Raw genomic sequence first — 23,836 nt, 5'->3', positions numbered from 1 at the left:
ATTGCGCGGTTTGTCGCGCTTTGGCCGTGACAAAAGGTTATTAAAAACGGATGAATTTTCATCCGTTTTTAATTTCCGCTGTTCGGTTCGTGGCGAATACTTGCAGGTGCTCGGGAAGCGTAATGATCTGCCCCAGGCCCGGTTGGGCGTGGTTGTCAGCAAAAAGCTGGCTAAACAGGCAGTTCGACGCAATACAATGAAGCGTATCGTGCGTGAAACTTTCAGGCTGAATGATGGCGAGCTGGGCGGGCTGGATGTTATAGTCTGGCCGCGTCAAGTGTTTGGTCATGAAGAAGCGGCTGCTGTTCGAACAGAATTGCTCGAATTGTTCCGAAGGATTCGTCGAAAATGTCGCGCTTCCTCATCGTCCTGATCCGGTTGTATCAATATGCGATCAGCCCGATGTTCGGGCCGCGTTGCCGATTTTCGCCCACCTGCTCGCACTACGCCCTTGAGGCCATCGGCAAGCACGGTCCCGTTAAAGGCGGCTGGCTTGCTACGAAACGCATTTGCCGGTGCCATCCGTTCCACCCGGGCGGCTATGACCCGGTCCCCTGATCTGCTCTCTACAGGACTTGCATGGAAACGCGTCGTCTAATCGTGTTCATGGTTATCTCTGTGGCCATTTTGTTTGGCTGGCAGAAGTTTGAAGAAAGTCGCCGCCCGCCAAAGCCTGCGGTCGTGGCCAACCAAACAGCCAACACTTCAGCAAGTAAACCCGCTGAAATGTCAGCAGCTGACAGCGCTCAACTCAAGTCGTCAGGACGTCTTAAAGTGACTACTGACGTATTGCAGTTGGAGATCGATGCGCAAGGTGGTGATATCCGCCAAGTTGCATTGCTGAAACATGGTGATGTGACGGACCCGAAAAAGCCAGTCACTTTGCTGCAAGATGTCAAAGATCGCACCTACATTGCCCAGACCGGTCTGTTTGCTGATGGCATGCCTAATTTGCCTGGTCCACGCACGTTATTCAAATTGCCTGGTAATGAAGTGAAGCTACCACAAGGCCAGGATTCCGTGACCGTGCGTTTGGAAGCACCTGAGCTTGGTGGACTTAAAATCGCCAAATTGCTTACATTCAAACGTGGCAGTTACGTGATAGATGTTGATTACGAGATCACCAATGGCAGCACCATGCCGGTGACTATGTCATCTTACTATCGCTTGTTGCGCGATGGTCAGGCGCCAGTGGGCGATCCGAAGATGCTGTATACCTTCACGGGGCCTGCGGTCTACACCGAACAGAAGAAATTCCAGAAACTGGAGTTCAGTGACATCGATAAGGACAAGGCGCGTGACAAATACGTGGCTTCCTGCGACAACGGCTGGATCGGCATTGTTCAACACTATTTTACCGCTGTCTGGTTGCCGGCTTCAGCCAAAACGCCAGCCGAGAGCTGTGATGGCAAGACTGAGTTGCGTTACGACATCAAAAAGGTCGGTAACCTTTATTCGGTGGGCGTAATTCGGGATGTGGCTGCGATTGCTCCAGGTCAGACATTCAAGACCGGTGTGCCGTTGTTTGTTGGTCCGATTGAGACGGCGATGGTGGCCAAATTGGCGCCAGGATTGGAATTGACCAAAGATTATGGCATTTTTAAAGTAATTGCATCCCCGCTATTTTGGTTGCTGGAAAAATTGCATGGCTTGGTTGGTAACTGGGGGTGGGCAATTATCTTGTTGACGGTAGTGGTAAAGGCTATTCTTTATCCACTGTCTGCTGCCAGCTATCGTTCCATGGCACAGATGAAGGCGATGGCACCTCGTCTCGAGCGCTTGAAAGAACAGTTTGGTGATGATCGGCAAAAGTTCCATCAAGCCATGATGGAACTGTATAAAACAGAAAAGATCAATCCGCTGGGTGGTTGTCTGCCAATGCTATTGCAGATGCCGATCTTCATGGCCTTGTACTGGGTGCTGGTGGCAGCTGTCGAATTACGTCATGCTCCGTTTATGGGCTGGATTATCGACCTGTCTGCAACCGACCCATACTTCGTTTGGCCATTGTTATTGGCAGGTTCCATGGTTGTCCAAACCTATATGAGCCCTCAGCCAACTGACCCAATGCAAGCAAAGATGCAGCGAATCATGCCAATTGCGTTCTCGGTGATGTTCTTTTTCATGCCTGTTGGTCTGGTACTGTACTGGTTGGTCAACAACTTGCTGACCATTGCACAGCAGAAATTTGTTGAGCACCAAGTCGAACAAGCGAAAAAAGCTGCACATGCCTGAATGCAGGTGAAATGAGTAACAATCTAACGGCAGGCCATGCGCCTGCCGTTTTTACTTATAGACTGAAATCATGCTGACCAACGATACCATTGCAGCCATTGCGACTGCACCGGGCCGAGGGGGAGTAGGGGTAATCCGTATTTCGGGCCCTGCTACCCGGGTAATTGCTGAGCAAATGCTGGGTAAATTGCCAACAGTTCGGATGGCTACTTTTGCGCGTTTTCGGGATGCCGCAGGCGATGTGCTAGATGAAGGCATTGCCCTGTTTTTTGCTGGGCCTAACTCGTTCACTGGTGAGGATATTCTGGAATTGCAAGGACATGGTGGGCCGATTGTTTTGCGCCGTGTGCTGGCTCAATGTGTCGGTCTTGGTGCGAGAATTGCAGAGCCAGGTGAGTTTACCAAACGAGCCTTTCTCAATGACAAGCTGGATTTGGCTCAGGCAGAAGCGGTAGCCGACTTGATTGATGCTAGCAGTGAAGAGGCTGCACGTTCGGCGATGCGCTCGTTGCGTGGGGAATTCTCTGGTCAGGTACGCCATTTGGTGGATCAAGTCATCCATTTGCGTATGCTGGTGGAGGCGACATTGGATTTCCCAGAAGAAGATGTCGATTTTTTGCAGACTGCCGATGCATTGGGCAAATTAAAGAACATTCAATCACAACTGGCAAAAGTGCGCCGTAGCGCGAAGCAGGGCAGTATCTTGCGCGAAGGCTTGCATGTAGTGCTTGTCGGGCAGCCCAATGTAGGTAAGTCATCGTTGATGAATGCCTTGGCAGGCGAAGATGTCGCAATTGTGACAGATATTGCCGGGACAACACGTGATGCCATTCGTGAGCAAATACATATTGATGGTGTGCCACTACACATCATTGATACCGCAGGATTGCGTGAGACCACCGATCAGGTTGAGCTGATCGGGATTGACCGTACGTGGCAGGCCATCGAGAAAGCAGATATCGCGCTATTACTGGTTGATGCACGACATGGCTTGACGGAAGCTGAGCAGACCATCATGCAGCGTTTTCCTGACCAGCTACGTCGACTGAAGGTATTCAACAAGATCGACCTGTCAGGAGAGGCTCCCTGTCTGGGAGAGTCCAATGGTATTCCCGTTGTGTATCTTTCTGCCAAACGGGGCCATGGTATTGATCTGCTACGTGCACAATTGCTGGCCGCAGTGGGCTTTGAAAGCGATGGGCAAGGTGTGTTCATGGCCAGAGAACGACATCTCGACGCTATTCGTCGTGCCGCAGAACATCTGGGCGAGGCGGAAATGCAGTATCAGCAGATTGAACTGTTCGCCGAAGAGCTGCGTTTGACCCAAAATGCTCTGAATGAAATTACAGGGGAATTTACTGCCGATGATTTGCTAGGTGAAATTTTCAGCCGATTCTGTATTGGCAAATAGATGTGAGTTCAAGAATGTTTAAACTGATTCCATAAACTTGTTTAAAAATGTCTATTTAAGGTCGTTCTGTTCAGTATCGACCCATAAAATTCAACTAAGTTTAGCTATAATTGGCCCCTTCGTGGCCCCGTCTTACAAAGAATGGGTGCTCTCTGCAGGGCCAAATTTTTTGCAAGTGGAGCCGGGCAGGCAGAAAAATCGGATCTAAGCGAACATCGCATTATGTCAATAGGGTTGTGTAGCGGAATGCAGTACATGGGAATAACAATAGGTAGGTTTCACATGGAACGACAGGTAGCTATCGATTTGATAATTCCCCCGACCTGTTGCCTACTATATCTGAAAAAAAGAGCTTGAGTATTGCCACAAAGTAGATTAAGTGTGAAATGTAGGGTATTTCTCCATGTTTCCCAAGTCCTATATTCCTTCCAGTTTTTGGTTTTGCTTTTCCACCCTACAAGTTATCCTGCCAATCACATCTGATTAGTCATTTATATGAAACTGTTATAAATGATTCATGAGAATTATCTGTAATATGGACCAATTTGAAAAATAAATTGTTTACATAAATTGCCGTTTTGCAGGTGGCATGGTAATTCAGTTGTGCATAATGGTATGTCCATGAACGCATCACAGTTTTTTCTGACATTACTTACTAACGAGGAATCAATACATAGCTTTACATTGTCTACAGGTGCGATTTTTGCTAGTCAGGTTGCACCATCTTCGGTGGTAATGTAAGGAGATTGTCATGTCCAAATGCTTGATGGTAGTTGCAATGCTGTGTGGTACAAGTTCCGTCTTTGCTGGTACGGAAATTTATGATGATTCAGTGTCTGGTTGCTTGGGAATAAATTGTTCCAGTTTGCGTATTCCTGGCACGGTATTTAATTTCGTCAATGTAAACGCCCGACCTTGGGTTGTACAATTGTTCAAGGGCGGTAATGAGTGCGTACGTATTGATGTTGATATACAGTTTTCGAATCTGGAAATTGTGGCAGTGTCTCCAAACGGGACTGTATATCGGAATGATGACCGCGTCGCTGCTGTTGACTTCCGTCCCTTGGTGAATGTCCCACCATTTGCAGCGAACGGGTGGTATACGGTACAGGTCAGTGCATTTAATGGTGCACCTGTTGAATCCAATTTCGTCCTGCTCTATGGCCGCTATGTTGCAGGTAACCCAAATTGTGTAGTGGCAACGCCACCTGTCTTGACCGCTGAATAGTGATACTTGTTGTTACCGGAGAATTGCATGCCGATGCAAGATTTCACGACAATATCCGCTTATATTTAAGGGGGCATTGTCCCCCTTTTGTTCGGAAACACAATATCAGAATCGTCACATGTTTGATGCAAAAGTTGCTGGTGCGCGAGGCTATGTGTCTCCTTCCGGAATTTTCAACATGCGCTCGAACTCTTCTGCAAGAATGGGCTTTGCGAAATAGTATCCTTGATACTCGTCGCAACCATGTGCCAGAAGGAAATCCAGGTGAGCCTTGGTTTCTACGCCCTCGGCTATTACTTTAAGGTTCAGGTTGCGAGCCATGTCGATGATGGCTCTCGTGATAGCTGCATCACCAGCATCGGTATCAATGTCTCGAACAAATGACCGATCGATTTTGAGTTTGTTGATGGGGAAACGCTTCAGATAACTCAGGCTGGAGTAGCCTGTGCCAAAGTCGTCAATTGACAATTTCACGCCTATTCTAACCAGCGCATTCATCGTTTCAATTGTTCGTTCTGCTCCTTCAAGGATAATGCCCTCCGTTATTTCCAATTCAAGGAGGTGTGGGTCGAGATTTGCCCTTTGCAGGGCGCTAACAATCGTTGACAACAAATCTTTCTGACGAAACTGAACACTGGATAGATTAACTGCCATAACAATTGGGTAGCCTGCTTTTTCCCAAGCTTTGGCCTGCAGGCAAGCTGTTTCCAGCACCCATTTGCCGATAGGTATGATGAGGCCTGACTCTTCGGTAACAGGGATGAAGCGCCCTGGCGGAACGACTCCAAAATCTGAGTGCATCCAACGGATCAGTGCTTCTGCACCGGTAATCCGGCCACTGCAGAGCTCGACTTGTGGTTGATACAACAGCATAAACTCTTCATTGTCGAGCGCTTTGCGCAATGCGAGCTCCATGGTGAGCCGCTCTACCAAGCGAACATTCATTTCCTTTGAGAAAAACTGATAGTTGTTTCTACCTCGTTCCTTGGCGTGATACATAGCCGCGTCGGCGTTCTTAATCAGTGTATCCATGTCGTTGCCATCCATTGGATATAGGCTGATGCCAAGGCTACCAGTGATGTCGAATTCGTAATCATCGACCAAGTAGGTGTTTGTAATCTCCTTGAGCACTTTGTCTGCAATGTGTCCGACTGACTCGACGTTATCCACATCAATTAACAATATGATGAATTCGTCACCACCAAGGCGGCTGACAGTGTCACTGCTGCGGACACAGGCTTCCAATCGCTGAGCTACCTGCTTCAACAATCTGTCCCCGATATGATGACCAAGAGAGTCGTTGATGTTTTTGAAGCGATCCAAATCAAGAAACAAGATTGCCAATTGCTTGCCATTGCGTTGGGCGGCGCCAATGGCCTGCGTTGCTCGATCAAGCAACAAGATTCGATTTGGTAGGTTGGTCAGAAAATCATGCTCAGCGATATATCGGGTGTGTTCTTCCGAAGCTTTACGGTGGGTAATGTCAGAGAAAACAGCGATATAGTTGGTAATGACGCCTGCTGCATTTATGACAGCACTTATTGTCATCCACTGAGGATAGCTTCTTCCGTCACGATGGCGGTCCCATATCTCGCCCTCCCAATGGCCAAGAACGCGTACCGTATCCCAAATGTTGCGGTAGAAGTCCTGGTCGTGCAGGCCAGAGCTGAGCATTTTCGGTGAATTACCTAATGCTTCGCTGGCTGAGAAGCCGGTAATTTCCATGAAGGCACGATTGATGGAGATGATTTGTTTGTTGCTGTCGGTGATCAGAATTGCTTCCCGGCTGCTTTCAAAAGCCTGTGCATTGAGCCGCATTTTCAACTCTACGTCCTTGCGATCGGAAATGTCACGCAATACGGCATACAGTAGGGCCTGTTCGCTAGGCGATATTGCGGTCAGTAACACCTCGGCCCAGAAATCTTCGTTTGATGCCCGACGATGTACCCACTCGAAGCGATAATTGCCAAGCTGGTGTGCCAGGCTGATCATTTCTCGGGCCTTACTGCGTGAGTTGCGGCCATCAGGCTGTAGGGGAGGGGAGAGGTTCTCAGGGTGTTGCCCGACCATGGCGGATTTGTCGGTATAGCCAAACATCTTCATTGCAGCGGGATTTGCATCCAGAAAGCTATCCTCATTTAGCAGAATGATGGCGTCAGCTGACCGTTCAAATAGGGTCTTGAATCGGAGTACATCGCTGGGGACTGACCCTTTCAATGGCTTGAACGCTGCGATGTCGAGGTCCATGCAGAATATGTCGCTTACTTGCCCATGGCGGAACACCGGAAACATTGTTACGTAGGCTAATTTGGTTTGCCCACCTACTGTTTTTAACCGTAATTCACGAGAAAGGCCAGGCAACGTGCCCTGCCAGATTTGCTGAATGGCTTCGTTCAGATTTTCACCTGAGACCTCTTCAACATCCAACAAATCGTTCATTGGCCGGCCTAGCGCATCCTTGGTGGCTATGCCATACCTGGTTTCACAGGCGGGATTCCAATGGTGTACGATACCTCGCCGATCGAAACTTCGGACGGCTAATAACGGGGTATTTCCGAGGGCGCCAGCGAGGGATAAGCCAGCTTCGATTGCGGTGTCATATGGCGTCGCTGATCCGCTGACTTGGGCATGAGTGTTCAATTGATGATTGTCTGACAAAACCCTACTGCCTTTCCTAGCCGTCAAATTCAATATATGACTGCCTGGGAGGAACTCGTCAAAGATCCATCCAAGATACGAAGGTTGTGCTTCCAATATAGTCGCTGACATGCGGCATAGTTGCTTTGCCTTGGGTGAGCGTTGGCGATCGGCAGCCTGGTGTGATGCCTTATCACGACGCACGTGAAATATTCGTATATGGGAAAGCCTATGTCTGTCGTGGAGTGTGGACTGGCTGTTCCTGATAACTGAGAATAGCGTGATAACTATGTTTACTTGCCCGTGATGTGGCCATGAAGTATTCACCGAACCACCAGGTTCAAATGATATCTGTCCAATTTGCTTTTGGGAGGATGATGCGTTCCAGCTCTTTTTTCCTAATCAATCAGATGGGCCAAATCGCGTGTGTTTGATCGAGACTCAGGTGAACTTTGTGCAGTTTGGTGCTTGCGACCGTGCTCTGTGTGTTCATGTTCGGAATGTAAGCGCGGATGATCATGTTGACCCATTGTGGTACCCGCTATGGTCCAGGCGTGTACCCTTGCCTGACGATCGGGATTCATCCGCTGATCTGAATGCCATGCGAACCATTCCAACATTATGTTACTAGCTACGTAACTAATTCGGGCGAGGGCAGTCATATGCTGTGTTTCGGTGTCGCAACGCATTGGCTTGCCTAACTGTCAGCGACATCAGGGTACAACAATAATCCAGTTAAGGTTGATATGAACGGACACAACGCACTCTTTATGGCAGACCCGCTCTGGTACATCAAGCAGCGAGCAATCAATGGTGTTGCCTGGTTTATGCGAGGCCAGGCCAACCGGGCCAATCAAATGCAGAATACGATGTTGAATACGCTGAAAGAGGGTGTATTTGATTTGCAGGGTGAGGGGCAAGCTCACCAAGTCACGCTGACACCCGTAGGGCAGGTACTTCATGGGGACCAGCCGATTCAAGCCTATTGGTGTCCCTTTGTACAAGGCATGGTGTTACCAGGGTTTGTGGATGTGCCGAAAGTGAATCCACGCTGCAAGTTTGTGTTTACGGCCGCGATGAATGGATGTGCACTGGTAGTGACGGAATCGCCATTGGGTGCAAATATGATTCGGGTGTATCACAATCAGCATCCGGGTAATCAGCAAATCAATCAGCTCATTCGGAATCAGGGGCGTGAGGTTATCTCGTTCATCAGCTTTGATGACTATGGTGACGCCAATCAGCAGATGCCGGCGCCCAATGCCTTCAATTTCCTTTACTACCGAAACGGTGGGTGGCGTTTTGTCATACAGCCACAGCTGTTCAACATGGCGACGCATGTTGTCACGCTCAACCCGAACATTCCAACCCAAATATCGGATGCGACTTTTTGATTGGTAGGTCGTTAGGAAGTCTGGCGACGTATGGCGCATCAGTGATGATGCGCCAAGTTTTTTTGTGCTTGAACGAAGACACCGCAGCTGCGAGTGGCATGTGTCCTCAATATGATATGAGTGTTGAGTATTAAGCCTTGGTAATCGTGCGACTGTTTGATGTTTGTGCATTGGCATTAAGGCCGCTATTTCCCCATTTCCCGATTTGGCGATGTAAGAAACGTCATCTAGGCTGCATCCAGAGGGTATTGGTGGGCTTTCGCTTGATCGTCCGTCAAAGCCTGTAGAGTAAGGGATGCATGGAGCTTGTAGCTACACATCAAGGAGAAGTGCGATGACCAGCGTATCAAATGTAAAGCGTCGTTTGGGTGGGTGGCTGCCGGATAATGAGTCTGTATTGGCTGGGTTTCGTCGTGGCTTGGCGGCTAAAGCGAAAGCTCAGCGTGGTGATGTGCGACTTAAGCCTGTGGTGCAACAATTGGCGAATCTGATCCATGATGATCCGTTTCTGCGCATGGGTTTTACCAATGCAATCAATCAGGCATTGGCCGCAGACTTTGATCTGGGTTATCAATCGATTGACGAGTTGGTGTTAATGATCAATCAGGTGATCACCATGTCTTCGCCATTCAGTACTTCCGAGCTGGTCGGCTGCCCACTGAATGCGCTGCTGGACTGGCCGATGTGTATGCCAGCCGGTTTTGCATTGTTTCGCGAGCCGGCACTGAATGCACAACTCCAGAAAATACTGAACAGTTGGTGTGTGTATCTCAGTAGTGCAGATTCCTGCACGTATCTGAATACCAATGATCCGACAGGCTGGTTCAGTTCGACGGCTTTTGATTCGAAGCCGACCACTGGCTATAGCATGGAAGGGATTCAATGCGATCCATCGTTACCGCATTGGGGATTTATCTCGTGGAATGATTTCTTCACTCGCCGTTTCAATCCAGGGGCACGTCCAGTCGCTGAACCGGATAATCCAAAAGTGGTTATCAGTGCTTGCGAGGCTACGCCCTACAATATTCAGGATAATGTCAGTCTGCAGGACTATTTCTGGTTTAAATCACAACCCTATTCGTTGGAAGATATTTTTACCAACCAACACCGAGAGCTGGCCCGTACATTTGAACAGGGCACGGTGTACCAGGCTTTCCTGAGTGCCTATAACTACCATCGCTGGCATGCACCCATTTGCGGCACCATCGTGGCAGCCTACAATGTGCCGGGTACATACTATTCCGAAGCAGAATCGCAAGGGCTGGACCCAGCTGGCCCTAATGATTCGCAAGGCTATATTACTGCCGTTGCCGCAAGGGCGATTGTGGTAATCCAATCGGACCATCGATCGATTGGGGAAGTGGCGTGCGTATTCATTGGGATGGCCGAAGTTTCGTCCTGCAATATTCAGGTGTACGTTGGGCAGCATGTGAACAAGGGGGATGAATTGGGATACTTCCAGTTCGGTGGATCGACACATTGTTTGATCTTCCAGCAAGGTGTGATCAAGCAATTTGTGCCTCGATCACCATTTGATCCCAATGCGCTGCCCATGCATGTCAACGCACAAATTGCGACTGCAAATTGATTGGAACAGGCACCGTGGGTTGACATTGCCTCGATCACCAAGCTGGCGGTGATACAGGTTTCAGAATCTTGCTATGGCCACCGTGGCATCAGTGCAATGGCCAGCGGGGATTACCTGATCTGATGCCGTCCGACCATAGACGGTGAAATTGCAGGTAATGCTGTAATGACCAGGATGATGTCCAATTGCTGGATCACGCAGTGTGGGGAACCGTTCAGCAAGGTATTGCCTGAGTTGCCGACAAGTGACATGGTAGTAAGTAGTGTTGCCTGTGTTCCTATTGCCGTAAAGCACCAATTCCCTCTCTAAAACTGATAACTGGTTCGTATCCGAGAATGTCCATTGCACGCTGAATCTTGAACCGCCGTGGCTGCGACACGAAGGCCAGTTCGAAACGGTTGATGGGTGGGGAAAACGGTAGGTGCAATGTTTGCCAGAGGCGCTCTGTGATGTTGACGAATCCGGCGAGTGTGCTGCCACGAAACGAGCGGGTAGGTAAAGGGGCGCCAAGTGTGGCGAGTAATGGGACGAAAAAATCGCGTACCGTGTGGCGTTCTCCATCCGTGATCAACATGATATCGCGGTGGCGGCCCTTGTGTAGCGACAAGGTAATGGCTTCGACCAGGTTAAGTACATGTAAATGTTCAAAAGGTGAACGACCATCATCCACCCAGATGAACATGCCACGTCGTGCTTTGCGGGTAATGGTGTCAATAGCAGGGCAATGCCGGCCCCAGACGAAAGTGGGACGTAGCACAATGCATTGCATATTGCCCTGATGGGCAAGAACAGCCTGTTCAGCAAGATATTTGCTGCGACCGTAATAGGATACATGTTGGTCGGTGTGCGATGTTTCGTCGACATCCACCAATGGTAGTGGGCCTTGCATGACCGATTCACTGCTAATGTAGATGAACCGGGAAATGCCGGTGTACCGTGCGGCTTCCAGCAGCTTTTGTGTTGCCACGATATTGTGTTGCTCAAAATCTCGCCAGACTCCCCAGGTTGCAACTTTGGCTGCGGCATGGATCAGGCAGTCACAGCCGGTCATGGCTTCCCCCCAAGGCAGAATATCGCGCAGGTCGCCGCGCACGACTTCAACTCCAATACTCGACAACTCAGCGGCTGCTTTGTCCTGTCTGACCAATGCGACAACTTGGTGCTGATCCGCCTGAAGACGGGGAATCAGATGACGGCCGACAAAACCGGTGGCGCCGGTGAGAAAGATTCGCATAGATGGGGCTCGACAATAGAGGGTTGTTATCCATTCTACTGTGTGTGGCCTTCCTTTTCCGACAGTGTGGCACGTAACTGCTTCAGGAAGTCGGTATGCTCACAGCGAGCAACCACTACCCGAGGGGTGCCATGCCAGTCTGCGCAGGCTTGTATGGATTGAGCGACATCTCTGGCAAGGGTTTTACTGGTACGAATACCTGGTTCGAGATACAGCGCTTTCACTTCGAAAATGCCCTGCTGGCGATGGGCCTTGGCATCCAGTCGGCCCACCAGTTGTCCACGGCGAAGTATGGGTAGTACAAAGTAACCGAATTGCCGCTTTGGGGCTGGGGTATAACATTCAATTTTGTAGTCAAAGCCGAATAGTTGCGATGCACGTTTACGATCCCAGACCAGTGGGTCGAACGGAGATAGCAGCGTGCTGTGGGTTGCCGTCAGTTCCCCTGCCATGGCTTGCTGAACCAGGGCAAGATGGGAGGGGTGAAGATAGACCTCATCCTTCCAGCCATCTACACGGGCGCAGACCAATCTGCCCTCGTCACATAGCCGATGTAAGGCAGGTTGTGGTACGAGGCGGCCAGTGCGATAGTAGTCGCCAATCCAGCTGGCGCGGGCGACACCCAATGCCTGGACTGCCTGTTCCCATAACTGGGCTTTGCATTGGTCATCTGGTTTGAGATCACGGACATCGTCCCAGTCGGGCAGAACGCGTTCCCGAAGGTCATAGACCCGTTGAAACTGTTGTCGGCGGGCAACCATCAATACACCGGCGGTGAACAGGACTTCCAATGAACGTTTTTCTGGTTTCCAACTCCACCAACCACCACCTTTGCCATCTTTTCTCTCAAAATCGACGGAACGAACCGGGCCATTGTTACGGATGTGCTGCAACAATTCAGCAATGGCTGCCTGATGTTGTTCCATCCATTGATGCGAGTATTTCCAGCCCATTGATAACGGGTCAACCATTCGATGGCGAAACAATCCATAGTCCTCGCGGGGTAGAAAACAGGCTTCATGTGCCCAATATTCAAACAGTGCCCCTTCTGCCAGGTGCTCATCCAGCCAACTCGATTGATAGGCGCCTAACCGGCTCCACAACACCAGATAGGGGCTACGGGCTACGACGTGAATGGTATCGATTTGCAATGCACCCATCTGCCGGATTGTATGTAGCACATCGGTCTTGGTGGCTTTACGACGTGGTTTGGTCAATAGGCCTTGTGCAGCAAGTTGAATCAGGCGAACGGATTCCGCAGTAAGCTTTAGGTCGTACATAGTGGTAAATTGACTGTTATTATTGACAGTATGGTTGCATTGATTGTGAATAGGTGCAAGTGCCATGCCGACCGCTGGTCAGAGGATATGGTGTTTTCAAGCGCCAATTGCAAACTGAAGGGGAGAAAATGAAACGATTTCTGGCAGGTGTGATGATTGCTTGGTGTGGTTTGGCCGGGGCCGAGGAGATCGGCTCGGTGGATACGGCTTTTCAATTGCTGGGGCCGGATCACAAGGTTGTGGTGGAAGCATTTGACGACCCAATTGTGCAAGGTGTGTCTTGCTACGTATCGCGTGCCAAGACTGGTGGCTTTAAAGGAGCGATTGGCCTGGCAAAAGATCCATCCCGGTTTTCGGTTGCATGTCGGCAAGTGGGGCCGATCAAGTTTGTGAAACCACTGCCAAAGCAGGAGGAAGTGTTTCGAGAGAGTGCGTCATTCATTTTCAAGCATGTACGTGTCGTACGCATTGTGGACCCGAAACGGAATGCACTGACCTATCTAACCTATTCGGACAGGATCATTGAAGGTAGCCCGGATAATGCAATTACGGCGGTGGCAGTGTTGGATCAGAAGATCCCAATGAAATAACAATGTGACCTGGATTCGGGTAATCCCGAATAATAACGCCGTTAAACGCACAAATTATCAAGTATCCTTACGAGTGCTAGGGATAAAGTGCGGGCTGCGTATATGTGGTTTGGTCTGAGCTGACTAAGCCCGGCGCCTGATTTGCCCCTGCCGTGCCGCGCTGATCGTGGCAGGTAGCTTGGGGTGGCAGTGTAAGCTGCCACTCCAATTTTCTCCCAGAACGCCTTGCCGACTGCAAGGCGTTTTCTTTTGCATGATCTTCCTACCACGCTTGTAGAATAGCTGTTTTGACACAGGTGGTTGTGGGATGAAAACAAGGCTGTGCCTGGTACGCCATGGCGAAACGGACTGGAATGTCGAACGTCGTCTGCAAGGTCATCTTGATATCCGGTTGAATGCAAATGGTTTGGCACAAGCAGAGGCAACAGCCAATGGATTGTCTGTGCATACTTTCCATGCCATTTACAGCAGCGACCTGACCCGGGCTCGCCAAACAGCGGGGGCCGCGGCATTACAACTGGGTTTGCCAATTGTTGAAATGCAACTGTTGCGCGAGCGACATTTCGGTGTGTTCCAAGGGTTGACGCATGCGGAAGCTGCACAGTTACATCCAGCTATCCATGCAACATTTGCAGCACGTGATTTGCATTTTACTTTGCCCGATGGTGGCGAATCTCTGGTTGGTTTTGCAGCGCGTGTCAGTATGGCATTACGGCAAATTGTGGCGACCCATGTCGGCATGACGGTGTTGGTTGTGACCCATGGAGGCGTGTTACACATGGTGAATAGGCTGGCAACTGGTGCGGCGATCAACGAGCCACGCGACTATCCTATTCCCAATGCGGCGTTGAACTGGCTATCTTATCAAAATGGGCACTGGCAAATTGATTTGTGGGCCGATCAACGTCACTTGCAAGGTGCACTTGATGAGATTTGATCTTGTTGGCTTGTTCGGGTGTTTCTTCTGGGTTTGTATGGTTTGCATGTCTGATGATCAAGTCCAAGTCACCAGTGACTGATGAAGCTTATCTACTCAGTTATATCAGGCAGGGGCAGGCAGCAGGGACAGACAAATTTACACGGGCGAGGTTAAGTGATGCCAATGGGCCGCACCCTGCCGATGTCGGTTGATTTGCACTATGCCTATAGCCTTCAGACGGTGGATTCGTCGAGTGACGGAGACGCGGCAGTCATTTGTAGAAGTGGTTCATATCAGTGAGCTGTAGCAATCAGGCGATGATGGGTGTTACCCCACCATCGTCGTATGTCGTAATGAATGGATTACCACCAGGCCTCGACCTGGGCTCCAATCGAAGCACCGCTGGTGTCGTTGCCGTATACACGGTTGGTGCGGTCACCTGTTATCCAATTGTTGGCCAGTACTTTTCGGGCGGCCTCGTTCCATTTTGCGTAGGTGTAGAACAGGCGAAAGGTCGGGCGGGAGCCAGGGTCTTTGCCGGCTGAAATAGCGCCCATCAGTGTCAGTTTGGTCATGTTGCGGGTTTCGCCTTCATTGGGTTTGACCTGATCGTTGCCAAGTTCGACAAGGAAACGGAACGGGCCAATGACGTGGGTATCAGTGCGAGCACCGATCGAGAACCATTTCTCCTGTTTGCTATTGTTATCGGTTACCCGGTATTCCGTTATGAGGTCCCAGCCAGTTCCAACACTGGCAATCATGCCGGTTTGCTGTGTGACTACGCGCCAAATCTTGGTCTGATCCTGTTTCTCGTATTTGAAGCCTAGGAAGTTGCTGCCCCCCGTGCTTGGCGTGGCCAGGTTGTGATAGACGCCAATACGCGAATAGGTTTTATCGCTTTTGTGCTCGACGTTGTCGACGATATCGGGGCTATACGCGTTGCGGCGATGGCCTGCATAGATGGCCAGGCTGCCATTTGTCACGGTTTTGATATCTGTCAGGCGGAAGGCATGTTCATAGGTTTGGTTGTTAGCGCTGTTGATCCCGGTTTTGGTTCGGGTGCCAGCACGTGGGTTCATCAGCAAGGCGTAACTCAGGCGGGCGTCGCCGAGATGGATATTTTCGATGCCCGCACCATCACCATCGTGGTTTTCCAGAAACTGGTCGTTGATACCCAACTGTACCCGGTCATAGAATCGCCGACCGGCCCATACGCCACCATCGCCCAGTTGCGGTATATTCTCGCTGGCGATGAAGACTTGGCCCATGCGGGTGATCAGTTCATCAGTGCCATGGTACTTGCCGACAGGCACGCCATTGTCTCGAATATCGTCACCAAACTCATTTTGTCCCCAGGCGCGGTAGACGGAAGGCATGAATTGTACTTTCCAACTTGATCCATCATCCTGCTTGCCAAATTGGTAGATCAGGTTGGGTTCGATTACATAATCGCATTCATTGCCCAGTCGCCATTTGGTATCGGCACCAGGCAAACCGAAGCAGACTTGTGTTCCCCCTTTGCTGTTCAGCCCGACACCGGCGCGCATATAGCCATTGAATTCAAATTGTCCGGCATTGGTCAATTGCACCAAGCCAGATATGACTATCCCAATGCTTGCCTTCAACTGCCACTTCATTGTTGTCTCCTTATTGTGATTGTGTACCGGTGAAGTCAAGACAGTGGCGAATCGGTGCCGGGTTGGGGCGTCAACTTGGCGAAACCGTCGCGGGCCCGTTTGCTGCCGGACAAGAATGGATGCAAAGCATCCTGAAATCTGCTTGTAATCGGGTGGTAAGCCTTGTAACCGCTGCCAATCACAAATTGATTCATGCTGCAGTTGAACCTGACAACAGCACTGCAGGGACTTGCAATGAAGTTGTCAGGTTGAGCTGCTGACGCGCTTTAGGAAAACGCCATATGAAGAAAATACGGGGTGGTGGGGATACCGACCCCGCCAAACACCACGTTGTTTTGTGGCGGAGAGTGATCATGGGTGATGGTCGATGGCTTGCTAGGAAATCGTTTTCATTTTTATTGCAACAAAAAGCCGCCTTGTGATGGCATGGCAGGCTCGGTTGAACAGCGCACATTTGTCAGCTTGTAATTGCAGATAAACACCGAACAGCCCAACGAACACGATGTATTCGCTGGGTTGGGCTTTTAGATTGATGTCATGAATGACACGATGGCGTCTATCGTAGCTTTTCTCGACCAGATGAGGGGGGGCGATAGTCATGCTCAGGTCTCAAGTGGGATGCCCAGGCGAGCCTTAGCGATGAAGTCGCGATACCACAAAGCACTATCTTTCAACGTGCGTTGCTGGGTGGTGTAATCGACATGGATCAGGCCAAAGCGTTTGTCGTAGCCGGAATCCCATTCGTAGTTGTCAAACAGGCTCCAGTAGAAATAGCCGCGGACATCCAGCCCGCGCTGCATGGCATGGTTCAGTGCCTGCAGATGATGTTGTACAAAGTTGATACGTGGGGTATCGGTGACCCGGCCATCAATGCATTGGTCTGCCACTGCCATTCCGTTTTCGGTGATATAGATGGGGGGTAACTTGTATTTGGCTTGGAGCTCAAATAGCAGCTCGGTCAGCCCTTCTGGGTAGGTCTCCCAACCCATGTCATTGACACCGTAAGGTGCTGGTGGTTGTATGGGTGGTTTGCTGGTGCTGGTCCAACCACGGGTGTAATAGTTGATACCGAGGAAATCAATGGGCTGTGAAATTAATCCGAAATCGTTTTCATTGTAGTGTGGGGCATTTTTACCCAAGGTTTCCAGCCCTAAGGTCGGGTAGCAACCATTGAAGATAGGGTCCATATACCATTGCACAAACAACGCGTAGTCGATGGCTGCCTGCTGACGATCAGCCTCGCTGTTGGTGGCGGTATGGATAGGCGCTTGATTCAGCACAATACCGAGTGGCAAGCTGGCTAGAGTGCCACGCATGGCTTGGATGGCTTTTCCATGCATTAACAATAAGGTGTGCGCAGCCTGATAAGCCAACTTGGTATCACGTAGACCGGGGGCGAATTTGCCCTGTTCATGACCAAGAACAGCAGAGCACCATGGTTCGTTCAAGGTAGCCAAGCTGGCCAAGCGGTCCCCAAGGCGATGTACTGCTTGCGCCGCATAATTGGCAAAATAATCAGCTACGACACGGTTAGTGAGCCCACCTTCCTGTTGTAGGGTTTGTGGCAGATCCCAATGGAACAAGGTGGCAAAAGGGCGGATGCCGTGTTCCAGCAGTTCATCGACCAACCGGTCATAGAAATCCCAGCCTTTTTCATTCCAGGTACCTTTGCCGTCTGGTTGTACGCGTGACCAGGATAGGGAAAAACGATAGCCACTCAGGCCCAGATCGGACATCAATTTGATATCGTTTTCATATCTGAAATAGTGTTCGCAGGCTATATCACCAGTTTCACCATTGCGAGTCTTACCTGGCGTACGACTGAAGGTGTCCCAGATGGACGGACCGCGACCATCGATATCTGCTGCCCCCTCGATCTGGTAAGCGCTGGTTGCTGCCCCCCATAGAAAGTCGCGGGGAAACTGCATGAATTGTGTATCAGTGGGTTTCATTGTTGGGTTCTCTCGCCCATACAAAGGGCTTGTAAGTTGATCAAACCGATCTATCGTTGTTGTCATCATGCCTTGACTGCCCCGGCGGTCATGCCTTCTATCAAACGCTTTGACGCCAATACAAACATCACCAGCAAAGGCAGTACAGCAATGGCCGAGCCGGCTGCAATGGCACCGTAGGGCACTTGACCTGTGCCTGCTAGTGACCGCAGTGCCAGTGGTACTGTGAACATTTCCATATCTCGCATCACTACCAATGGGCTCATGAAGTTGTTCCAGGTGCCGATGAACGTGACCAGTCCCAACGTGCCGAAAGCGGGTGTTACCAACGGCACGATGATCCGCCAGAAGATACCGAACTCGGTACAGCCATCAATGCGGGCTGCTTCGATCAGGTCTTTGGGGATCGCGGTAGCGATGTACTGCCGCATCATGAATACGCCGAAGGCGGCACACATACCTGGCACAATCAAGGCGCGTGGCTGATTCATCCAATCGAACAACGTGAAGATCAACACTGATGGAATCATGCTGAGAAATGCCGGTAGCAGCGTGGTCCCCAATACAATAGCGAAGGCTGTACCCTTGTACTTGAAGTCGTACATAGCGAAACCATAACCCGCGAGGCTGCAGAAAAACAGATTAGCCAACGTGGTGGCGGTGGCCACATAAAAACTCATGCTCAGGTTGTGCCAGAAATAGGGCAATCGTTCCAGCAATTGGTTCAGGTTTGCGAGCAATGCATTGCCAAACCAGATGGGAGGCGGTACTGACAAGATCTCCGCATCGCTTCGGGTAGCAAACACGAACATGAACCAAAATGGTAACAGCATGATCACGGCGCCACCTAATACCACAGCGTAGGCAGCAATCGACGAGACTGTCAGCTTGTGTTGCATGATGGTTCCCCGGGCGTCAGTGGTCTTTCAGCCCTGAATGATTGAACAGTTTATTGTTCAGCCATGTCAGCACTGCAATAAACAGAAACAACAGCCACGCCACTGCCGATGCCGTACCGAAATCGCTTTCGACAAAGGCAGTGTTATACATGTGCATGGCGGCAGTTTTGCCTACCTGCCCGATTCCACCTGTACCCCCCGTCAAGATGAACGGTTCTTCGAACAGTTGCAGGTTGCCAATCAGCGTTAGTGTGATGGCGAAGAACATCATGGGCTTCAGTAATGGGACCGTGACGTGCCAGAACTGTTGCCACCGGGTTGCTCCATCAACCAGGGCGGCCTCATACAGATCACGGGGAATGGTCTGCAGGGCAGCCAGATAGAGAACGGTATTCCATCCCAGATAACGCCACCACACGACAAAAGCGATTTGCCAGCGTACGTATTCGGGTTTGGTCCAGTCGATATTGGTTGACGGAAACACCCACTCCAGTATCGGCAGGTGGCCAAGATGGGTCAGGAGCTGGTTGACTACACCAAACTCGCGTGAAAACAGTGAATTGAAAACCAGAGCAATCGCTACTGTCGAGGTGATGAAGGGCAAAAAGTACATACCTACCACGGTATTGCGCCAATGGCCGAAAGCAATGTTCAGAAAAAAGGCCAGCGGAATGGCAATCAGGTGTTGCGGTGCGCCGGATACGATCGCAATCCAGATGGTGTTCCAAAGTGATTGCCGAAACCAATCGTCACCCAATACAAAGATGTAATTCTCCAAACCGACCCATTTCATTGCCTCCAGCCCCATGGCTGGATCCCATTGATGAAACGACAGGTAGATTGAAAAGCCCAGCGGAAACGCCCCAAAGATCAGGAACAGAATGAAAAATGGGCTGATGAATACATAGGGTGCCCAATCCCACAGTTTGAGCTTGCGGTGGCGGGGCATGGTGGCAACGGGTGGGTCGAAGTTGACCGCGGTCGAGCTGGAAATCGTCATTGCTTATCTCATTCGGATCAGCGTTAGAGATGGGGTGCCGGTGAGTTGAGAGAAACTTGCCACATCCCCGGCAGAAGTAATTCAACGACGTACACGGCGTTCGATCAGGTTTTTGGCATCCGTCAGGGCTGTCTTGATGTCCTTGCCCTGTTCCAGTACTTTTTCCAGTTCTGTATTAACGATTTCATTTGCAACCGGATCAAATTTGTCGACATCGACAGCCGGGATCCGGCGTGCCGTTTCCAGCCATTGACGCCGAGCTTTTTGTCCACCCAGATAGTCAATCGGTTGATCGATAAATGGATCTGTCTGTGCTTCAAGTAAAGCTGGGAAGGCATCCACAGTGCGGAAAGCGCTTAACTGCTGTTCCTTATCGGTTGTCATCAACTTGATAAATTCCCAAGCCAGGGCTTTGTTCTTGGCTTTTTTGGGGATCGCATAGAACGAACCGCCCCATGATGCATAAACACCACCAGGCAGCACGGCGGATCGCCACTTGCCTTTTTGATCTGGCGCCAGCCAATTGTGCAGATGGCCAGCCAGCCAGGCCCCCATCATCTGGGCAGCGATCTTGTTGCGCTTGAAGCTTTCAGACCATTCGTTTGACCAAGCATTGACTTTGCTGTCAATGCCTGCCGCTCGTGCCTGCTTGGCCAACTGAAAGGCTTTCTCGAAACGGGGTGAGTTCACCAGTACCTTGCCGGTTTTATCAAAATAGATCCCTTCGCCATCCTGCAGGCCAGCTCGAATGTAGATGTCCTTGATGTCATTAGCGCTGGCCAACATATACGCGCCAGTACTAGCCTTGATCTTTTTGCCAACCTCAATGAACGATTCCCACGATTTGGTCAGGTCTTCTTCAGATACTCCAGCTTTATCCAGTAGATCCTTGCGGTAAAAGAGTGCACCAGGTCCAATGTCGGTTGGCATTGCGGATAAGGCACCGGTGCCACTCATGGCTAGTGGTATGGAAAACCGGGCCAGCTTATCTTTGAGCTGCAAGCCGTTATAGGGTGCTTTGCTAAGGTCCTCCAGTCCACCTGATTCGGCAAACTTACCAATGAAGCCCATATCCACCGCCATGACATCAGGTAAGTTAGCCCCCGTTGCTAGCGCGGTTGTCATGGCATTGTGGTGGTCAGCATAGCTGAGTGATACTACCTTGATGTCAATCTTGGGATATTTCTTCTTCCAAAGTGGGATGGCGACCTTGGCCGATCTGTCCAGATCGGGAAACGAGGCGATGGTAATTGTTGTATTGGCCTGCACCGTACTACCTATTGTCAGCATCAGTGCAATCATTGAACGCTTCAAGCTAAATTTCATTTTATTGCTCCTCCATCCTGGTGGAATCCATACCAGTCCCTGTCATGCGGGACTTCATTGGTTTGCTGTTTCATTACTGTTAAAGGCGAAGCGCAACGTGGTATGTGGTCGTTGCCTACTCATCAATACTGATCATCCCCAGCCGGCGCTATAACAATTGCTCATCATTGTGCTTTGGCATGATCGGTACTTGCTTGATACATCGTCCTGACGATTGCGTAATAGAGCGGGCGCGAATTGTGGCGTATCTTGTTTGTTTTTTTCTAGCTTAAAGTGCATCTTGACTATTCAACGATCTGTCGAGGGGGCATATTCAATGTGCTGCTTGGTCATTTTCGGTCCCAGTAGGCATGGAATCAGGATATGCGACGGTTAACAATTAATGACCGCCATGTTCATCATTTGGGCTCAATTTTTTTGGGCATGTCGGCCCAACTTTTTACCACAATGTCATGTTGGAAGGTGAGTCCTTTTTCCTTCCTCAATATTTGATCTGATGTGACAAACCGTGATTATGTAATGACCTGAATGCGAATCAGGTAACGCTTTGCTGGCCTCATATCAATACGTGCCTATCCAGCCTGAATTTGTTCCAGATGATGTATCTGCTTTCAGATATTGCGTTGCAATAATGGGATATTTTCACACGAAATGATTCGTGATATGCAGTACCAGAGAATGATTTACAAAGGAAGATGTAACCGTTTTCAGTCGTTGACTGACGACTATCACTGTTGTTGATAGCCAAGTCACCATGATTTTCTTTATTTTCAATAGATAAATCATTAGGTTGAAGCTCAATATCTTTAGCGGAACGGCTGCTGGAGTGACCTAACAACAGTGGGTGATATTTAGTATTTTCTGAATATAAGTGACAGGAAGTATGTTGTCTGGCAATCAGATGCGAAGGATTCATCGTGTCTATTCTCCGAATGAGTCATGCTCGACTGCCTAGTTTGGCAAGTTGGAACGACTTCGTCTTATGTAACGACTACTTTGGTAAACAAATACTGCATCAGATGAGTCAAACTAACTACTGGCTTTGCTTCGAGGCGGGTTTCCGGGTGATAAGGTAAGCTATTGGCACTGCAAACACGTCATATGGCAAAAAAAGTTGCTCCTGATTGCTTGTGATGATTTGAAAACGATTTCATAATAGCGATAGTTCACATCAACATGCAATAGGCATGACACAACTTTTTGCTTCATCAACTTAAATTCAATTTGTGACCAATCTGACAAAGCAATGCTGCGAATTGATATGAAGTATGAAAATCATGCATTTTTTGCATCGTTTTGATGTAAAAAACCAATCAACTCGCCATATATAGTTGGAAGTAAGACAATTTAGGGATATCGTTGGCATGTTTGACGCCATGTTGGGATACCCACTTGGCAAAGGGATGACTAAAATAATGACGGACTACTCACCAACAGCCACTGTGCACGAAGTTGCTCGTGCCGCAGGGGTTTCACCAGCAACGGTATCTCGCATTTTGAATGGCTCGGCCAGGGTCTCAGATGCCAAGCGCCGCGCAGTGGAACAAGCCATCGCGCAGCTCAACTACAAACCCAATTTACTTGCACAAAGCCTAAAGAGCGGTCGGGCCATGACGATCGGCATTCTGACGCAGGATGTGGTCAGCCCGTTTTTTACGGAATCGTTGCGCGGTATTGAATCTGCCTTGATCGGCACAGGTTATGCCCCCTTAATTGTCAGTGGTCATTGGCAGCAGGACGAGGAAAGCGACCGGGTCGAATTACTGATCGCTCGCCGTGTCGACGGCATCGTGATCTTGTCCGGCAGTTTGTCTGAAGCGCAGATCACTACATTTGCACAGCGTATTCCGATTGTGGCGACAGGCCATCGGTTGGCGGCCAGGCGCGCATTGGGCATTAAATTCGATCAATACAATGGTGCGCGACTTGCTACACAGCATTTGATCGAAATGGGGCACCGGCGTATTGCGTTTATCGCAGGGCCAGTTGAACACGAAGATGCGCGCGTGCGGTTGGAGGGCTATCGCGATGCGCTGATGAATGAACGTATCGCTTACGAGCCCGATATGGTTGTGCAAGGCAATTTTCTGGAAAGTGGCGGCATGCTTGCTGTCAACCAGTTATTGGAGTCACGTCAACAATTCACGGCCATTTTTGCTGCAAATGATCAGAGCGCCTACGGTGCCCGCTTGGCACTATACCGACGAGGTATCCGGGTACCGGAGGACATATCGATCATTGGTTTCGATGATCTGCCTGCCTCAAGTTACGCCACGCCACCTTTGACGACGGTCCGACAACCTGTTTACGAAGCGGGTTTGATGGCTGCGCAATCATTGTTGCAGCTGATACGTGGTGAACCTGTGGATTCGCCTGATTTAACACTAGAGTTGATCGTGCGCGAATCCGTTAGACGAATCAATTAATTTGTAGCAGTGGAGATAAACCTGCTGGCGAAGGTATCTGAACCAACTGGCGGATGATAGGCATTATTAATTGACCAGAT

The 23,836-nt window shown here is 50.0% G+C and carries 20 protein-coding genes and 1 pseudogene; 11 read left to right on the top strand and 10 right to left on the bottom strand.

What is annotated here, in order from left to right:
- Positions 1–10: 10 nt before the first annotated feature.
- The 5 genes from rnpA (at position 11) to FFS57_RS04100 (ending at position 4,874) form a co-directional block, all read left to right on the top strand.
- Entirely contained in the window at positions 11–373 is a 363-nt protein-coding gene (gene rnpA / locus FFS57_RS04120) for a ribonuclease P protein component (RefSeq protein WP_137936495.1), read from the top strand.
- Positions 349–558, top strand: coding sequence for a membrane protein insertion efficiency factor YidD (yidD, locus tag FFS57_RS04115; protein WP_137936494.1), 210 nt, complete (start codon positions 349–351; stop codon positions 556–558). The genes rnpA and yidD overlap by 25 nt, the downstream gene beginning before the upstream one ends.
- A gap of 21 nt (positions 559–579) precedes the next feature.
- The gene (yidC, locus tag FFS57_RS04110) at positions 580–2,235 is read left to right on the top strand and encodes a membrane protein insertase YidC (RefSeq protein WP_137936493.1); all 1,656 of its coding nucleotides are present in this window, start codon (positions 580–582) and stop codon (positions 2,233–2,235) included.
- Between the two features lie 70 nt (positions 2,236–2,305).
- Entirely contained in the window at positions 2,306–3,646 is a 1,341-nt protein-coding gene (gene mnmE, locus FFS57_RS04105; protein ID WP_137936492.1) for a tRNA uridine-5-carboxymethylaminomethyl(34) synthesis GTPase MnmE, read from the top strand.
- Between the two features lie 751 nt (positions 3,647–4,397).
- Positions 4,398–4,874 (top strand): hypothetical protein, encoded by a 477-nt coding sequence (locus FFS57_RS04100; protein ID WP_137936491.1) that lies wholly within the window; start codon positions 4,398–4,400, stop codon positions 4,872–4,874.
- Positions 4,875–5,024: 150 nt separating this feature from the next.
- Here FFS57_RS04100 and FFS57_RS04095 read toward each other — a convergent pair whose 3' ends face one another.
- Entirely contained in the window at positions 5,025–7,514 is a 2,490-nt protein-coding gene (locus FFS57_RS04095; RefSeq protein ID WP_502705895.1) for a sensor domain-containing protein, read from the bottom strand.
- 316 nt (positions 7,515–7,830) lie between these two features.
- Between FFS57_RS04095 and FFS57_RS04090 the strand changes: the two are divergent.
- The 3 genes and pseudogenes from FFS57_RS04090 to FFS57_RS04080 all read left to right on the top strand — a co-directional run.
- Positions 7,831–8,142 (top strand): annotated as a pseudogene (locus tag FFS57_RS04090) (CPCC family cysteine-rich protein); the annotation flags it as partial.
- Between the two features lie 115 nt (positions 8,143–8,257).
- A complete protein-coding gene (locus FFS57_RS04085; RefSeq protein WP_137936489.1) occupies positions 8,258–8,905 on the top strand; it encodes a hypothetical protein in 648 nt (215 codons plus the stop codon).
- 334 nt (positions 8,906–9,239) lie between these two features.
- Positions 9,240–10,493, top strand: coding sequence for a phosphatidylserine decarboxylase family protein (locus FFS57_RS04080; protein WP_137936488.1), 1,254 nt, complete (start codon positions 9,240–9,242; stop codon positions 10,491–10,493).
- Between the two features lie 277 nt (positions 10,494–10,770).
- Here FFS57_RS04080 and FFS57_RS04075 read toward each other — a convergent pair whose 3' ends face one another.
- Together FFS57_RS04075 and FFS57_RS04070 are read right to left on the bottom strand one after the other, a co-directional pair.
- The gene (locus FFS57_RS04075; protein WP_137936487.1) at positions 10,771–11,727 is read right to left on the bottom strand and encodes an NAD-dependent epimerase/dehydratase family protein; all 957 of its coding nucleotides are present in this window, start codon (positions 11,725–11,727) and stop codon (positions 10,771–10,773) included.
- Between the two features lie 35 nt (positions 11,728–11,762).
- Positions 11,763–13,007 (bottom strand): winged helix-turn-helix domain-containing protein, encoded by a 1,245-nt coding sequence (locus FFS57_RS04070; RefSeq protein WP_137936486.1) that lies wholly within the window; start codon positions 13,005–13,007, stop codon positions 11,763–11,765.
- Between the two features lie 128 nt (positions 13,008–13,135).
- Between FFS57_RS04070 and FFS57_RS04065 the strand changes: the two genes are divergently transcribed.
- Both FFS57_RS04065 and FFS57_RS04060 read left to right on the top strand, forming a co-directional pair.
- The gene (locus FFS57_RS04065; RefSeq protein WP_137936485.1) at positions 13,136–13,597 is read left to right on the top strand and encodes a CreA family protein; all 462 of its coding nucleotides are present in this window, start codon (positions 13,136–13,138) and stop codon (positions 13,595–13,597) included.
- A gap of 307 nt (positions 13,598–13,904) precedes the next feature.
- Positions 13,905–14,534, top strand: coding sequence for a histidine phosphatase family protein (locus tag FFS57_RS04060; RefSeq protein WP_137936484.1), 630 nt, complete (start codon positions 13,905–13,907; stop codon positions 14,532–14,534).
- A gap of 344 nt (positions 14,535–14,878) precedes the next feature.
- Here FFS57_RS04060 and FFS57_RS04055 read toward each other — a convergent pair whose 3' ends face one another.
- From FFS57_RS04055 to FFS57_RS04025, 7 genes are all read right to left on the bottom strand, one after another.
- The gene (locus FFS57_RS04055) at positions 14,879–16,153 is read right to left on the bottom strand and encodes a carbohydrate porin (protein WP_137936483.1); all 1,275 of its coding nucleotides are present in this window, start codon (positions 16,151–16,153) and stop codon (positions 14,879–14,881) included.
- A gap of 375 nt (positions 16,154–16,528) precedes the next feature.
- Positions 16,529–16,753, bottom strand: a complete 225-nt coding sequence (locus tag FFS57_RS04050) for a hypothetical protein (protein ID WP_137936482.1) — start codon at positions 16,751–16,753, stop codon at positions 16,529–16,531.
- A 2-nt stretch (positions 16,754–16,755) separates the two neighbouring features.
- Positions 16,756–18,105 carry a GH1 family beta-glucosidase gene (locus tag FFS57_RS04045; RefSeq protein WP_137936481.1) on the bottom strand — a complete coding sequence of 450 codons (1,350 nt, stop codon included), beginning with the start codon at positions 18,103–18,105 and terminating at the stop codon, positions 16,756–16,758.
- Positions 18,106–18,170: 65 nt separating this feature from the next.
- Positions 18,171–19,004, bottom strand: coding sequence for a carbohydrate ABC transporter permease (locus FFS57_RS04040; protein WP_137936480.1), 834 nt, complete (start codon positions 19,002–19,004; stop codon positions 18,171–18,173).
- Between the two features lie 16 nt (positions 19,005–19,020).
- The gene (locus FFS57_RS04035) at positions 19,021–20,004 is read right to left on the bottom strand and encodes a carbohydrate ABC transporter permease (protein WP_171013599.1); all 984 of its coding nucleotides are present in this window, start codon (positions 20,002–20,004) and stop codon (positions 19,021–19,023) included.
- A gap of 81 nt (positions 20,005–20,085) precedes the next feature.
- A complete protein-coding gene (locus tag FFS57_RS04030; RefSeq protein WP_137936479.1) occupies positions 20,086–21,330 on the bottom strand; it encodes an ABC transporter substrate-binding protein in 1,245 nt (414 codons plus the stop codon).
- A gap of 556 nt (positions 21,331–21,886) precedes the next feature.
- Positions 21,887–22,246, bottom strand: coding sequence for a hypothetical protein (locus tag FFS57_RS04025; protein WP_137936478.1), 360 nt, complete (start codon positions 22,244–22,246; stop codon positions 21,887–21,889).
- 487 nt (positions 22,247–22,733) lie between these two features.
- On the opposite strand from FFS57_RS04025, the gene FFS57_RS04020 reads away from it, so the two are divergent.
- Positions 22,734–23,756 (top strand): LacI family DNA-binding transcriptional regulator, encoded by a 1,023-nt coding sequence (locus tag FFS57_RS04020; protein WP_249383873.1) that lies wholly within the window; start codon positions 22,734–22,736, stop codon positions 23,754–23,756.
- Positions 23,757–23,836: the final 80 nt, after the last annotated feature.

This window comes from Chitinivorax sp. B (assembly GCF_005503445.1).
Taxonomy (GTDB): Bacteria; Pseudomonadota; Gammaproteobacteria; order Burkholderiales; family SCOH01; genus Chitinivorax.
This window is presented reverse-complemented; position numbering and strand designations above follow the sequence as displayed.

Bases quoted from the DNA above. Each gene is read 5' to 3' on its own strand.
- yidD (WP_137936494.1), top strand. From the start codon at position 349: ATGTCGCGCTTCCTCATCGTCCTGATCCGGTTGTATCAATATGCGATC.
- yidC (WP_137936493.1), top strand. From the start codon at position 580: ATGGAAACGCGTCGTCTAATCGTGTTCATGGTTATCTCTGTGGCCATT.
- mnmE (WP_137936492.1), top strand. From the start codon at position 2,306: ATGCTGACCAACGATACCATTGCAGCCATTGCGACTGCACCGGGCCGA.
- FFS57_RS04100 (WP_137936491.1), top strand. From the start codon at position 4,398: ATGTCCAAATGCTTGATGGTAGTTGCAATGCTGTGTGGTACAAGTTCC.
- FFS57_RS04085 (WP_137936489.1), top strand. From the start codon at position 8,258: ATGAACGGACACAACGCACTCTTTATGGCAGACCCGCTCTGGTACATC.
- FFS57_RS04080 (WP_137936488.1), top strand. From the start codon at position 9,240: ATGACCAGCGTATCAAATGTAAAGCGTCGTTTGGGTGGGTGGCTGCCG.
- FFS57_RS04075 (WP_137936487.1), bottom strand. From the start codon at position 11,727: ATGCGAATCTTTCTCACCGGCGCCACCGGTTTTGTCGGCCGTCATCTG.
- FFS57_RS04070 (WP_137936486.1), bottom strand. From the start codon at position 13,007: ATGTACGACCTAAAGCTTACTGCGGAATCCGTTCGCCTGATTCAACTT.
- FFS57_RS04065 (WP_137936485.1), top strand. From the start codon at position 13,136: ATGAAACGATTTCTGGCAGGTGTGATGATTGCTTGGTGTGGTTTGGCC.
- FFS57_RS04060 (WP_137936484.1), top strand. From the start codon at position 13,905: ATGAAAACAAGGCTGTGCCTGGTACGCCATGGCGAAACGGACTGGAAT.
- FFS57_RS04055 (WP_137936483.1), bottom strand. From the start codon at position 16,153: ATGAAGTGGCAGTTGAAGGCAAGCATTGGGATAGTCATATCTGGCTTG.
- FFS57_RS04050 (WP_137936482.1), bottom strand. From the start codon at position 16,753: ATGACTATCGCCCCCCCTCATCTGGTCGAGAAAAGCTACGATAGACGC.
- FFS57_RS04045 (WP_137936481.1), bottom strand. From the start codon at position 18,105: ATGAAACCCACTGATACACAATTCATGCAGTTTCCCCGCGACTTTCTA.
- FFS57_RS04040 (WP_137936480.1), bottom strand. From the start codon at position 19,004: ATGCAACACAAGCTGACAGTCTCGTCGATTGCTGCCTACGCTGTGGTA.
- FFS57_RS04035 (WP_171013599.1), bottom strand. From the start codon at position 20,004: ATGACGATTTCCAGCTCGACCGCGGTCAACTTCGACCCACCCGTTGCC.
- FFS57_RS04030 (WP_137936479.1), bottom strand. From the start codon at position 21,330: ATGAAATTTAGCTTGAAGCGTTCAATGATTGCACTGATGCTGACAATA.
- FFS57_RS04025 (WP_137936478.1), bottom strand. From the start codon at position 22,246: ATGAATCCTTCGCATCTGATTGCCAGACAACATACTTCCTGTCACTTA.
- FFS57_RS04020 (WP_249383873.1), top strand. From the start codon at position 22,734: ATGACTAAAATAATGACGGACTACTCACCAACAGCCACTGTGCACGAA.